Here is a 13842-nt window from a genome sequence, read left to right as displayed (position 1 = left end):
GCGAAGCGCATCGCGCGGCTTACAGCGAGTAGTACATCTCGAACTCGATCGGGTGCGTCGTCATGCGGAAGCGTTGCAATTCGCCTTCCTTCAGTTCCAGATAGGCGTCGAGCATGGCATCGGTGAAGACGCCGCCGCGCGTGAGGAACTCGCGATCCTTATCGAGCGCTTCGAGCGCTTGATCGAGACCGGCACACACGGTCGGGATCTTCGCGTCTTCTTCGGGCGGCAGGTCGTACAGATTCTTGTCCGCGGCTTCGCCCGGATGAATCTTGTTTTGCACGCCGTCGAGACCGGCCATCATCAGCGCCGAGAACGCGAGGTACGGGTTCGCCATCGGATCGGGGAAGCGCGTTTCGATACGGCGCCCCTTCGGGTTGCTCACGTGCGGAATACGGATCGAAGCCGAACGGTTGCGTGCCGAGTAGGCCAGCTTGACCGGAGCCTCGAAGTGCGGCACGAGGCGCTTGTACGAGTTCGTCGTCGGGTTCGTGATCGCGTTCAGCGCACGGGCGTGCTTGATGATGCCGCCGATGTAGAACAGCGCGAATTCCGACAGGCCGGCATAGCCGTTACCCGCGAACAGGTTCTGGCCGTCCTTCCAGATCGACTGGTGCACGTGCATGCCCGAACCGTTGTCGCCGACGACAGGCTTCGGCATGAACGTCGCCGTCTTGCCGTACGTGTGCGCAACGTTGTGGACGATGTACTTCAACTGCTGCGTCCAGTCGGCGCGCTGCACGAGCGTCGAGAACTTCGTGCCGATTTCGTTCTGGCCTTGGCCCGCCACTTCGTGGTGATGCACTTCGACCGGGATCCCGATCTGCTCGAGCAACAGGCACATTTCCGAGCGCATGTCTTGGAACGAATCCACCGGCGCGACCGGGAAGTAGCCGCCCTTCGTGCCCGGACGGTGACCCGTGTTGCCGCCTTCGAATTCCTTGCCCGACGACCACGGCGCTTCTTCCGAGCCGATCTTGACGAAGCAGCCCGACATGTCCGTGTTCCACTGAACCGAATCGAAAATGAAGAATTCCGGCTCCGGACCGAAGAAGGCCGTGTCGCCCAGGCCCGTGCTCTTCAGGTAGGCTTCGGCGCGCTTGGCGAGCGAGCGCGGATCGCGTTCGTAGCCCTTGCCGTCGGCCGGCTCGACGACGTCGCACGTCAGCACGAGCGTCGGCTCTTCGTAGAACGGGTCGATGAAAGCCGTGTTGGCATCGGGTACGAGCAGCATGTCCGAGGCTTCGATGCCCTTCCAGCCGGCAATCGAGGAACCGTCGAACGCATGGCCGCTTTCGAACTTGTCTTCATCGAACGCCGACAGCGGCACCGAGACGTGCTGCTCCTTGCCGCGCGTGTCGGTGAAGCGAAAGTCGATAAACTTGACGTCCTCGTCCTTGACGAGCTGCATGACGTCGGCCACGGATTTACTCATATCCTGTTCTCCATTTAATAGGGTTCGGCGGTTCTTCGCTTCTTCCCGCTTCGGCTCATTGCGCCGCCCAAGCCAAATCCGGTAATTCCAAGCGATCGCCGCCGGTAAAAGCAGCTTCCATGCCAGCAACAAAAAATCGAGCGTACCGCGGCGGTGCAGCTGAGTGCGAGCCGCTCAACGACGCGCCCTGCGGTGGAGCCGGCCACGACACGATGAGGCGCGGCTCGCGCCGGGACGGCTCCCAACCCGGCACCACCATGGTGCGCGTTCGTGCGCCGGGCGGCCAGATTCTTCCATTGTGGTGCATTGCGCACGATATTGCACAACATTGGCGCATTTTTGCCGCCGTCGCCATGCACCACGGTGCATCGGGCGTCGGGATGGCATCGCGCTAGAATGTGCGCTTGCCATGACGATTTTGCGAACGAAGGAGACAAGGCCATGAGCTCGCTCGAACAAATCCTCGCGCAGGCCGATAAACGCCGCGCCGAACATCAACTGGCGTATGCGGGCGCGCTTTCGCCGGCCGAAGCGTTCGAGTTGCTGCAACTCGATTCGAGCGCTCGGCTGGTGGATGTGCGCACCCGCGCGGAATTGGACTGGGTGGGCCGGCCGCTCGTGGGCGACGGTCAATACGCGCACGTCGAATGGACGCGTTACCCGGGCGGCGTACCTAATCCGGAATTCCTGGCCCAGCTGCAGCAGGCGGTGGGTTCCCCGGATACGCCCGTCCTATTTCTGTGCCGAAGCGCGGCGCGTTCGAAGCTCGCGGCCGTGGCGGCCGCGCAAGCGGGCTATACGAAAGCCTTCGATCTGTTGGAAGGCTTCGAAGGCGATAAGGACGGCAACGGCCACCGCAAGACGGTCAGCGGCTGGTGCTGCCGCGGCTTGCCTTGGATGGGAGCTTAGCGCGGTCGCTGCGAGCCGGCGGAGCGGCCGAACGGCCGAACGCCAGCGCCATCCGCGCCCCTAACCGCCCTCGGGCTCGACGATGTCGCCGCCGAGCAGATGCACGCCTTCTCGCAGTTTGACGAAGGCCGCGGCGACGGCCTCGGGCTCGCCTTTGACACCCAAGTCGATGTGACGCCGGGCGAAGACCCCGCCGCGCTCGACGTCGCCCACGCTCGGCAAGCTAAATACGCGCACGCCCGGGAAATCGGCTTCGATTTTCTCCATGAGCGGCGTGAGCGTCGATTCCATCAGCTCGAACACATAGAGCGAGCGCTCGGCATGCGCGACCGCATGGTGCAAGTGCGCGTACTTCGTATCGAGCACCCATTCGATCATCGGCCACGCCATCACGGGGAAACCCGGCACGAAATGATGATCGCCGATCGAGAAGCCCGGAATCTTGTTGTAGCCGTTCGGGATGATCGATGCGCCGCGCGGGAACACGCCCATATTCAAGCGATGCAGATTCTCGGGCGAATCGAGATCGAGCGGCTGCGACGCCGTGGCGGCCGAGCTTGCGGCGCCCCCATGCATTTCGCGGATGCGCGCGCGGATCAACTCGGCCGCTGCGGGATGCAATTCGAGCGGCACGCCGAGCGCGTCGGCCGCGCATTGCCGCGTATGGTCGTCGGGCGTGGCGCCAATCCCGCCCGTGGAAAAGACGATGTCGCCCGATGCCAGCGTGCGTTTGAGCGTGGCGGTGATGCGCTCGCGCTCGTCGCCGACATACTCGGCCCAAGCCAGCGCGAGCCCGCGTGCGCCGAGCAATTCGATGACCTTGGGCAGGTGCTTGTCGACGCGCCGGCCCGAAAGGATTTCATCTCCGATGATGATCACGCCAAATGCCATAGACCGCCCTCAGGTGGAAGGAAGCGCCTCGTCGGCGCGCAAGCGCTGCAATGCGTCCAGGCAATAGTGGCCGAACCAGAGCGCCGAAAACACGAGGATAAACGCATAGATCCAAATCGTGGCGGCCGCGATCACCGGAAACAGCACGATGAGCCAGATCGAGGCGGCCCAAATCAGCGTCGGCACCGTGCCCATGAGGCCCGTGGCGATGCCGATCGCGAGGAGCGGCGCGCGATGACGCCGGATCAGCGCCCGGCGCTCCTCCCTGCTTGCATGCAGCGCCAGCGCATCGTAGGTCATCACCCGATAGGTCAGCCAGCCCCACAGCAGCGGCGGGATGATGGCGAAAAGCGGCGGAAACAGCCACAGCGGCAGCGTCACCACGAACAGCACGATGCATACGATCGTCGTCACGAGCGTGTGAGCGAGGCTGCCGTACCAGGTGCCGCCGCGCCGCTGCTCCAGATTGGCGAACCGCCGCAAGGAGAGATGCCGCACGACCATCGGCATGGAAATGGTTGCGATGAGCAGCAACACGGTGGTGACGATGAGCGGAATCGCCAGCGTAATCACGATGAAGGGCGCGAGCGCCGCGTGCAACGAGGTCAAGCCCACCCAGTCGAACGCGTGGTAGAGCGATTCGCCGAGCCACGATCCCCCCAGCCGCACCCTGACCGCGTCGACGAGCGGCTGCCACATGAACCACAGCAACAGCCCCCACCCCGCCGCCGCAACCACGAACGGCATGAACGTGAGCCAAAGCATGCGCGGATGCAGCGCGCTGGCGGCCGCCCTGCCCAACGAGCGCAGAAAATCCGTCATTGGCAAGCCCCGTCAGAGCGCGGCCGCATCCCCGCCGCCCGCCTTGGCGCGGCTCGCGCCGAGCCGCCGCGCGATGCGCACGAACGCAAGCCAATGCTGCGAAACGAACCCTTCTCCATACGATTGCCCCTCCCGCTCTTGGCGGATACCTGTCGGTTCCAGCGCGCGATTCCACGACGCGGTCTTGAACAGCATATCCCACCAGGGCAACAGCACGCCGAAGTTGCAGCCATAGGCAGACCCCTCGTGACCGTAGCCGACGGCATGGTGACGCCGATGAAACGCCGGGCTGACGACGACCCGCTCGAGCACCCGGCCGTAGTCAATGCGCGCATTGCAGTGCTGGACGCTTTGCAAGAAGTTGGTCACGGCCGAGAGCACGACGAATTGCGTCGGCGCGATGCCGATGGCAAGCGCGATGGCGGCGAAGAATCCCGCTTGCAGCACGTCGTCGAGCAAATGATTGCGATCGTCGCACCAGAGCGACATTTGCCGCTGGCTGTGGTGCACCGCGTGCAGTTCCCACCACACTCCGATCCGATGTTGCCAGCGGTGATACCAGTAACCCGCGAAATCGAGCACGATCAGGTAAATCGCGAACGCGACGAGCGGCTGCGAGGTCACGCCGGGCCATAGCGTATCGAGATTGAGGTTCGCGATGCCGTGGTAGCGAAGCCATACCTGCGTCCGGTCGAAGATCGGCTGGAACGCGACGAAGAAGAAGAGGTTGAAAAGGCCGAGCTTCGTCACCCACGTGTACAGCACGTCGACGCGTACGGCTTTGCGGTCCGTCCACCGCTCGACGGGCCGCAGCGCTTCGAGCGGCCGCAGCAGCCCGTACATCGCGACGATGGTCAGAAAGCCGATGATGACGGGATACAAGGCGTCGTAGGCGTCTTCGTCGTAATCCATCGCCCCGATCTTGAAGAGCAAGGGCTGAACGACGTCGACGAAGAGCCAGGTTTGCAGCGAGGAGACGAGCGAATCGAGCGATGCGACGATCAGATGCAGCATGGCGAACCGGACCCGCTAAGCGTGCTCAAGCGCCGTTGGGCGCTGTCACCGGCGCGCGGTCGAAGAAGTAGATGCCGTGCGGCGAGCGCCCCACGGCGATCGTCTTGACGAGCTTGCGCGTCGTCAGATCGATGACGCCGACGTGCTTCGAAAAGCGGAACGTCACCCACAAATAGCGCTTGTCGGCCGTCAGTTCCATGTCGTCGGGGCCAGGCATCAGGCCCGTGATGTCGCCGACGTTCATCAGCGTGTTCTCGTCGATGATGCTGATCGTGCTCGCCACGCGATTGCTGACCGCCACGTGCGTGCCGTCGTCGAGCGAGCGGAAGTTGTGCGCGCCCTTGCCCGTTTGGATCCGCTTGACGATGGTTTGCTTGCGCCAGTCGACGACAGCCACGTCGTCCTCGCCCGTCATGCCCACGAGCAGGTACTTGTCCCCCGGCGTCAGCCAGAGCCCCGCCGGCGTGTTGCCGACGTTCATCTTCCACTTGACCGACTGCGTCGCCAGATCGATCGCAGCGATTTGGCCCGACACCTGCAGCGTAACGAACACGGTCTTGCTGTCGTTGGTGAAGGCCATATGGCTCGGCATCGTCGCGAGCGGCAGGCGCTTGACGAGCGTCGGCGTCGCCGTCTTCTCGTCGTAGGCGTAAATGTCGAGGCGGTCCAAGCGCAGCCCGGTCGTCACGAACCATTTGCGGTCCGGCGAAAAGCCGAGTTGATACGGGTCCTCGATGTTTTCGAGGCGTTTTTGCACTTTCCCCGTCTTGGGATCGACGAACATCAGATCGTTCGAAACAGAATCGGCGACGATCAGCGAGCGCCCGTCCGGGGTCGCCATCAAGTGATGCGGCTCCTTGCCCGTCGGCGTCTTAGCGGCAAGGACCTGCTGCGTCGCTTCGTCGATCAGCGAGAGCGTCGCTTCACCGGAATTGAGGACGATGACGTTGTTCGCGCGGGCCGCGGGACAATACACAGCCGCCGCGACACATACAGCCGCGAGCGCACCGGCGGCGCGTTTGGCTCGCCCGGCGCAGGAAAGGAAAGAAGTAAGCATGAGCACTCGTTGGAAAATCGCCGCAATCATAAAACGTTTGCGACGCGGCGCGGTTGACCGCCAGCGAAAAAAGAGGACGTCCGGCGCGAAGAGCACGCAGCCGTTATCGGGGCGGCATCGCGGTCTCGCGCGGCCCGTTCGCCCTCACGCGCTCACCGCTGCATCGATTCCCACACTTTGTGCAAACGCTTGACGGACACCGGCATCGGCGTGCGCAGTTCCTGAGCGAACAGCGAAACGCGCAGTTCCTCGAGCAACCAGCGAAATTCCGCGAGCCGCGCATCGGCTACGCCCCCCCGGGCCGACTGCGCGCGCTGATACTGCTGAACGAGCGGCAACATTTCCGCGAACGCACGGGCGTCGCGGGCCGGATCGGCCTTCAATTTGTCGATGCGCTGCGCGATGCCTTTCAGATAGCGCGGAAAATGCGCGAGTTGCGTGTACGGCGTATCGACGACGAAGCGCTTGTGCATCAGCGTCTGCACCTGCTGCTGCATGTCGGCGTACGCCGCGGCGAACGGCTTGGCCTGAGCCAGCTTTTTCGTCACGGCGGCATATTCGGTCAGAATTTGCCCCACGAGCCGCGCGATTTCTTGCGCGAGCAGCGACAGCCGGCCCTTGCCCTCGTCGCGGCGCGCATGAAAGCTCGCGTCGTCGCCGGGCAGCGGCTCTTGCAAACAGGCGCGATCGAGCGCTGTATCGATCAATTGATCGCGCAACGCCTCTTGCGTGCCGAGCGGCATGAACTGCATCGCCATCTCGCGCAAGCCCGGCAGGTTCTTTTCCAAGTACTTGATCGGCTCACGCAACTGCAGCGCGAACAGGCGGCGCAGGCCGGCGCGGTGAATTCGCGCGGCCTCCTCGGGCGAATCGAACACCTCGACATCGCAATGCGTCGTGCGATCGACGAGCGCCGGATAGCCGAACAGCGTCTGTCCGCCCCGGTGAATTTCGAGCAACTCGGGCAGCTTGCCGAAGTTCCACGTCGTCAAGTTGTCGTACAGCGCTGTCGTAGCGGCTGCTGGCGCCCCGGCAGCCACGCCGCCAGGCGCTTCGCCGGCGCGCGCGCCGCCCGTCTCGCGCTTGGCCTGGGCGCTCGGTCTCGCAGGCTGCGCCGCCTCGGCGCTCGAGGCGCGCTGGCCCGCGCCGCCGGGGTTCAACGCCGCGCCCGCAGCGATTTGCTGGAAATGCCGCTGCGCATCCGCCCCCAGTTCGCCGCGCAGCTGCGCCAGATTGCGGCCCATCGCGAGCTGTCGGCCGTGCTCGTCGACCACCTTGAAATTCATGAACAAATGCGCGGGCAGCGTTTCGAGCTTGAAGTCGGTCGACTTCAGCGCGACCTGCGTCTGCTCGCGCACGTCGGCGATCACAGCCTCGACCAGCCCCGAGGCGCCGCGCAGCGCTTCGCTCGGACAAGCGCCGACGCGCGTTTCGTGACGCTCGACGAAAGCGCCCGCATACTCGGGCAGCGGCACGCAATGTCGGCGCAGCTTTTGCGGCAGCGATTTCAACAGAAGATGGACCTTCTCTTTGAGCATGCCGGGCACGAGCCACTCCGTGCGGCGCTGATCGACCTGATTGAGCGCATAGAGCGGCACGGTCAGCGTGACGCCGTCGCGCGGCGACCCGGGCTCGAAATGGTACCCGAGCCCCATTTCGACGCCGGCCATCGTCAAACGCTTCGGGAACAGATCGGTCGTGACGCCGGCCGCCTCGTGCCGCATCAGATCGTCTCGCGACAAATACAGCAAGCGCAGTTTGTCTTCGGCTTGCCCGCTCTTGCGCACTTCATCGCGATACCAGCGCTCGAACGCCGCGCCGGTATGGAGGCCGCTCGGCAGCGCCTGATCGTAGAACGCGAAGATCAATTCGTCGTCCACCAGCACGTCCTGCCGCCGCGACTTGTGTTCGAGCTGCTCGATGTCGGCCAGCAGCTTGCGGTTGTGCGCGAAGAAAGCCAGCTTCGTATCGAACTCGCCTTCGACGAGCGCCCCGCGAATGAAGAGCGCTCTAGCACGGGCCGGATCTTGGCGGCCGAACGCCACCCGGCGGCGGTGATAGACGGGCAGCCCATAGAGCGTGGCGCGCTCGAACGCCGTGACCTGCGCGGGCCGCTTCTCCCAATGCGGCTCGGAGAGCGACTTCTTCAGCAGATGTCCGGCCACCTTCTCGATCCACTCCGGCTCGATCTTGGCCAGGCACCGCGCGTAGAGCCGGCTCGTTTCGACGAGCTCGCCTGCCACGACCCAGCGCCCCGCCTTCTTGACGAGCGTCGAGCCTGGCCAAAGATAGAACTTGATGCCGCGCGCGCCGAGATAGTGCGGCTCGTCGTCGGCCTTCAGGCCCACGTTGCCGAGCAAGCCCGTGAGCAGGGCCAAATGGATCTGTTCGTAGGTGGCTTCGCTTTCGTTCAAGCGCCAGCCGTGTTCGCGCACGACGGTCAACAACTGCGAATGGACATCGCGCCACTCGCGCAACCGCAAGTGCGACAGAAACTGCGCGCGGCAAGCGTCGACCAGTTGCCGGTTCGATTTCTTGTGCGCCACCGCCTCGCCGAACCACTTCCAGATCTTGAGCCACTGCAAGAACTCGGAACGCTCGTCCGCGAAGCGCCGGTGCGCTTCATCGGCCTCTCCTTGCGCATCGGCGGGCCGCTCGCGCGGGTCCTGCACCGACAGGGCGCTCGCGATCACGAGCACCTCGCTCAACGCCTGCTGGTCGCGCGCCGCCAAGATCATGCGGCCCACGCGCGGGTCGAGGGGCAAGCGAGCCAGCTCGCGGCCGAGCGGCGTCAGCGCGTTGTCGTCGTCGACGGCGCCCAGTTCGGCCAGCAATTGATATCCGTCGGCGATTGCGCGCCCCGGCGGCGGCTCAATGAACGGGAACGACTCGATCGCCGTCAAATGCAGCGACTTCATCCGCAAAATGACGGCCGCCAGCGACGAGCGCAGGATTTCGGGGTCGGTGAAGCGCGGGCGGCCTTGGAAGTCGAGCGCGTCGAACAGACGAATGCACACGCCGTCCGCCACGCGCCCGCAACGGCCCGCGCGTTGGTTCGCGGCCGCTTGCGAAATCGGCTCGACTTGAAGTTGCTCGACCTTGTTGCGATACGAATACCGCTTCACGCGCGCGAGCCCCGTGTCGACGACATAGCGGATGCCGGGCACCGTCAACGACGTTTCGGCCACGTTCGTCGCCAGCACGAGCCGCCGCGCGTTCGACGGCTTGAACACGCGCGCCTGCTCCTCGGCCGAGAGCCGGGCGAACAACGGCAGAATTTCGGTGTGCGGCGGATGATGCTTGCGCAGCGCCTCGGCGGCCTCGCGGATCTCGCGCTCGCCGGGCAGGAACACCAGCACGTCGCCGGGACCTTCGCGGCACAGCTCGTCGACGGCGTCGACGATCGCCTCCATCAGATCGCGATCGGCGTCGCGCGCACTCTTGCCGTAAGCCGGGCGCTCGCGCCCCGTCGTGCCTTGCGCGGACTTGACTGCCGCGCTGGGCTCCTCGACCGGCCGGTAGCGGATTTCGACCGGATAGAGCCGGCCGCTGACCTCGATCACGGGCGCGGGCCGCTCGTCGGTCCCGAAATGGCGGGCAAAGCGCTCGGCGTCGATCGTCGCCGACGTGACGATCAGCTTCAGATCGGGGCGCCGGGGCAAAATCTCCTTCAGATAGCCGAGCAAAAAATCGATGTTCAGGCTGCGCTCATGGGCCTCGTCGATGATGAGCGTGTCATAGGCCCGCAGCAGCGGATCGGTTTGCGTCTCGGCCAGCAAGATCCCGTCGGTCATCAGCTTGACGGAGGCGCCGGGTGCCAGATTATCGGTGAACCGGACCTTATAGCCGACGACTTCGCCGAACGGCGTGCCGAGCTCTTCCGCAATGCGCCGGCCCGTGGCGGAGGCCGCGATCCGCCGCGGCTGCGTATGGCCGATGAGACCGCTGCCGCCGGCCCCGAGGCCACGGCCCAGCGAGAGGCAGATCTTGGGCAACTGCGTCGTTTTCCCGGAGCCCGTTTCGCCGGAAACGATCACCACTTGATGGTCGCGAATCGCGCCCGCGATCTCCTCGCGCCGCCCGCAAACGGGCAGCGCGGCCGGAAAATCGATCGGTGGGACGGGATTGGGCGGGACGGCGGGACGACGACGCGCATTCTCGGGGCGCGGCGCACGCGGTGCGCGCGCAACAGGGACCTCACTCGCGGCCGGACTTTTGGGTACGTTCGACATGGGGGCGCATTATAATCCCGGGATGAATTCTCAAACCGACCTCGCCCCCACACCGGAAAGCGCCGCGGCCCGTCCCGCGGCGCCCGACCCCGTAGCCGTCTCCCACGCACAGTTCGTCGACTGGATGCGATCGGTGGCGCCGTACATCCATGCTTTTCGCAATAAGACGTTCGTCGTCGGGTTCGGGGGCGAAGTGGTCCATCAGGGACTGCTCAATGCGCTCGTCTCCGACATCGCGCTATTGCAAGCCATGGGCATCCAGATCGTGCTCGTGCATGGATCGCGTCCGCAGGTCGAGGAACAGATGAACCTGCACGGGGTGCAGTCGGAGTTCTCGCACGGCATGCGCATCACCGACGCACGCGCGCTCGAATCGGCCAAAGAAGCCGCAGGCGAAGTGCGGCTCGACATCGAAGCCGCCATCAGCCAGGGCTTGCCCAATACGCCGATGGCGCATGCCCACATCAGCGTCGTCTCGGGCAACTTCGTCACCGCGCGGCCGGTCGGCATTCTCGACGGCGTCGATTTCGCCCACACGGGCGTGGTGCGCAAGGTCGACGCCGAATCGATCCGCCATTCGCTCGCAAGCCGCAAGCTCGTGCTGCTCTCTCCGCTCGGCTTCTCGCCGACGGGCGAAGCGTTCAACCTGTCGATGGAAGACGTCGCCTCCGCCGCCGCGATCGCCCTGCGCGCGGACAAGATCATCTTCCTGACGGAAACGCCCGGGCTCATGGGCGACGAGGGTGAACTCGTGCAAGAGCTTTCGCTCGACGATGCCTACAAGCTGCTCGACAGCGGCGAAGTCAAGGGCGATGCGGCGTTCTATCTGAAGCATGCGGTGCGCGCGTGCCGCGGCGGCGTGGCGCGGGCGCACATCATTCCGTACGCGCTCGACGGCAGTTTGCTGCTGGAACTCTTCCTGCACGACGGCGTCGGCACGATGATTTCGTATGAGAACCTCGAAAGCCTGCGCGAAGCCACCCCCGACGACGTCGGCGGCATTCTCACGCTGATCGAGCCGCTCGAATCGGACGGCACCCTCGTCAAGCGCGGCCGCCACCAAATCGAGCGCGACATCGATCACTTCTCGGTCATCGAGCACGATGGCGTGCTGTTCGGTTGCGCGGCGCTCTACCCTTACCCGCAAGAGCGCATCGGCGAGATGGCGTGCCTGACGGTGGCGCCCGACGCGCAAGGGGCCGGCGACGGCGAACGCCTGCTCAAGCGCATCGAGCAACGTGCGCGCGCGCGCGGCTTGACGCGCATCTTCGTCCTCACGACGCGCACCGAGCATTGGTTCTTGAAGCGCGGCTTCGTCAAGGTTTCGGTCGACGATCTCCCCGAGGACCGTCGACGCCTCTACAACTGGCAGCGCAAATCGCTCGTGCTGATGAAGCAGCTCTGAGCGCGGCCGCTTTGCCGCCCGTCCCCAACGACTACAGGAGAAATTCACGATGGCCCGCATGATTCAATGCGTCAAGCTCGGCAAGGAAGCCGAAGGACTCGACTTTCCGCCGCTGCCGGGCGAACTCGGCAAGCGCATTTACGAAGGGGTTTCGAAGGAAGCTTGGCAAATGTGGCTCAAGCACCAGACCATGCTCATCAACGAGAATCGTCTGAACATGGCGGATCCGCGCGCGCGCCAGTACTTGATGAAGCAAACGGAGAAATTCTTCTTCGGCGAAGGCGCCGATCAAGCGGCCGGCTATGTGCCGCCGGCGCAAGGCTGAGCGCAACCGCGCCTGCGCTGCACCCTTGCTTTCTACCGCCGGCTCGTCGCAACTTCGAGCCGGCGCGTCGCGCTTCACTCCCTTCGCCGCTTGCCGTTCTCCGCGATCCGCCGGGATCGCGCCGCCGCCGTCAAGCCGCCGCGGCCGCGCAAGCCTCACGGTGACCCAGCAGCCCGCGCGAACGATGCAACGCCGCGCGAGCGCCTCGCGTCGCCATGACTGCGCCCACTTGCCCAAGATTGAAATCGAGCGAGACCATCAATTCCATTAGCTCGACCATCGGCAACACCACGGTCGGACTATACAGCCGTTGTTCGATGAGCTTCTTCATGGCGACTCTCCCGGCTGGCAGCAAGGCAGCCTATGCCCCGTCATGCAACCTGACCGCCATTCTAAGGACGCGCGCGACGCCGATAAATGCGCTAAATCGAAAGTCAGAAGTCGCTGAAATCGAACAATCGCCGCTCGGCCGTCATTGAAGGGGCGCGCCCACGAACGCCGGCAAAGCCTCGGCGCGCGCCGACAGCGCGGCGAGCGCCGGATAGCGACTCGGATCGATCGCGCCGGGCAGCATGTGTTGCGTGAAGCGCCAGGCCACCGCCACGGTGATGTCGGGTTGCATCAGACGCTCGCCGCACAACCAGCCGTTGGCGCCCGCGGCGCCGGCAAGCCTCGCGACATCGCCCTCCAACGTGTCGTAAGCGGCGGCCAACTGCATTTGCACCCGTTCCAGCCACGGCGCATGCTGCTTGTCCTCGGGGCGCAAGTTGCGCTCGTAGGCGATCTGAACCGTCTTCTCGCTGGCGGCGAGCGCAAAACCGATCAAGCGCAGCGCCTGCCGGCGCATCGGGCGACCCTGCGGCATGAGACGCGCCTGCGGCTCGACGCTCTCGTCGAGGTAATCGAGGATGAGCGTGGAGTCGATCAACTGCGTGCCGTCATCGTCGATGAAGGTGGGCGCCTTGACAACCGGATTGATCTCGCGAAACTGGTCGAAGTGGCGGAATACCGAAACGGGGCGGTGCTCGAACCGCATCCCTAGTAGCGCCATCGACACCGCTACGCGACGTACGAACGGGGAATCCATCATGCCAATGAGTTGCATCGATGCCTCTTTTTTCGTGGAAGAAGGGTACGGCTCGGAGCAAACGCCAGTTTGCCGTCCCGGAACCGCTCGCGGCAAGCGGGAAGCCGATGATTGGCAGAAAAAGAAGCCTCAATGAACAATCGTTGCGCACGCCACGTAGAAGGCCCCATATCGATCGTTGACGGACAGCGGAGTGGCCGAGAGGGAATGAAACGATGGGCTGAGCGGTCGAAGCGGTTATGCGTCCGACTCGACGACGAGCTCATTGTCTTTGGCGAACCGCATGACGAACTCGAAAGCTTCGGGGCAGATGTCGGCGAGTTCCCCGGATACGCTCAGGCACCGGGCGCCGCCGTCGACGAACGGCACGGCAAGCCACGTCGATGCGGTGCTGCTGCCCGGGTGCCGCTCCTTGACGAACAGCGTAATGACCCCCGCGAGCCGCTCGGCCCAGTCGCCAGGACGAAACGGCTTGCCGCCGTGGGTCATGCCGACGATCCTATGAGTGTTGGTTCGCGTAGGTCGGTAATCGATTGTGCTCATGCGTGGTTGAACGAGTGAATGACGGCCTCGCTTGCCAACGTGCAGGGCGGAACGCAACTGGCTGAACGCGGCCGGGCAACGATGCTGTCTTCCCCCAAAAAACGGCGGCGGGCGAACAGGTT

The 13842-nt window shown here is 64.6% G+C and carries 12 protein-coding genes; 3 read left to right on the top strand and 9 right to left on the bottom strand.

All coding sequences use genetic code 11. The annotated features are described in order from the left end of the window. Positions 1–19 precede the first annotated feature (19 nt). A complete protein-coding gene (gene glnA / locus MMB74_RS06830) occupies positions 20–1435 on the bottom strand; it encodes a type I glutamate--ammonia ligase (protein ID WP_277427854.1) in 1416 nt (471 codons plus the stop codon). Positions 1436–1876: 441 nt separating this feature from the next. Between glnA and MMB74_RS06825 the strand changes: the two genes are divergently transcribed. Next, positions 1877–2344 carry a rhodanese-like domain-containing protein gene (locus MMB74_RS06825; RefSeq protein WP_277427853.1) on the top strand — a complete coding sequence of 156 codons (468 nt, stop codon included), beginning with the start codon at positions 1877–1879 and terminating at the stop codon, positions 2342–2344. Positions 2345–2404: 60 nt separating this feature from the next. On the opposite strand, the gene MMB74_RS06820 is transcribed toward MMB74_RS06825, so the two are convergent. From MMB74_RS06820 to hrpA, 5 genes are all read right to left on the bottom strand, one after another. Beyond that, positions 2405–3235, bottom strand: a complete 831-nt coding sequence (locus tag MMB74_RS06820; RefSeq protein WP_277427852.1) for a molybdopterin-binding protein — start codon at positions 3233–3235, stop codon at positions 2405–2407. Positions 3236–3244: 9 nt separating this feature from the next. Beyond that, positions 3245–4057, bottom strand: coding sequence for an EI24 domain-containing protein (locus MMB74_RS06815; RefSeq protein WP_277427851.1), 813 nt, complete (start codon positions 4055–4057; stop codon positions 3245–3247). A gap of 12 nt (positions 4058–4069) precedes the next feature. Further along, positions 4070–5071, bottom strand: coding sequence for a sterol desaturase family protein (locus MMB74_RS06810; protein WP_277427850.1), 1002 nt, complete (start codon positions 5069–5071; stop codon positions 4070–4072). A 25-nt stretch (positions 5072–5096) separates the two neighbouring features. Next, complete coding sequence (locus MMB74_RS06805; RefSeq protein ID WP_277427849.1) at positions 5097–6128, bottom strand: beta-propeller fold lactonase family protein; 1032 nt, start codon at positions 6126–6128, stop codon at positions 5097–5099. 152 nt (positions 6129–6280) lie between these two features. Beyond that, positions 6281–10360 carry an ATP-dependent RNA helicase HrpA gene (hrpA, locus tag MMB74_RS06800; RefSeq protein ID WP_277427848.1) on the bottom strand — a complete coding sequence of 1360 codons (4080 nt, stop codon included), beginning with the start codon at positions 10358–10360 and terminating at the stop codon, positions 6281–6283. Between the two features lie 22 nt (positions 10361–10382). On the opposite strand from hrpA, the gene argA reads away from it, so the two are divergent. Beyond that, a complete protein-coding gene (gene argA, locus MMB74_RS06795) occupies positions 10383–11765 on the top strand; it encodes an amino-acid N-acetyltransferase (protein ID WP_277427847.1) in 1383 nt (460 codons plus the stop codon). A gap of 49 nt (positions 11766–11814) precedes the next feature. After that, a complete protein-coding gene (locus MMB74_RS06790; protein WP_277427846.1) occupies positions 11815–12090 on the top strand; it encodes an oxidative damage protection protein in 276 nt (91 codons plus the stop codon). Between the two features lie 130 nt (positions 12091–12220). Here MMB74_RS06790 and MMB74_RS06785 read toward each other — a convergent pair whose 3' ends face one another. From MMB74_RS06785 to MMB74_RS06775, 3 genes are all read right to left on the bottom strand, one after another. Beyond that, the gene (locus MMB74_RS06785; protein WP_277427845.1) at positions 12221–12421 is read right to left on the bottom strand and encodes a hypothetical protein; all 201 of its coding nucleotides are present in this window, start codon (positions 12419–12421) and stop codon (positions 12221–12223) included. A 141-nt stretch (positions 12422–12562) separates the two neighbouring features. Then, positions 12563–13195, bottom strand: a complete 633-nt coding sequence (locus MMB74_RS06780) for a glutathione S-transferase (protein ID WP_277427844.1) — start codon at positions 13193–13195, stop codon at positions 12563–12565. A gap of 219 nt (positions 13196–13414) precedes the next feature. Further along, a complete protein-coding gene (locus MMB74_RS06775; RefSeq protein WP_277427843.1) occupies positions 13415–13720 on the bottom strand; it encodes a DUF3579 domain-containing protein in 306 nt (101 codons plus the stop codon). Positions 13721–13842: the final 122 nt, after the last annotated feature.

It is taken from the genome of Trinickia sp. Y13 (assembly GCF_029522115.1).
Classification (GTDB): Bacteria; Pseudomonadota; Gammaproteobacteria; order Burkholderiales; family Burkholderiaceae; genus Trinickia.
Note: the sequence above shows the minus strand (reverse complement) of the source record. Positions and strands in the feature narration are given on the sequence as shown.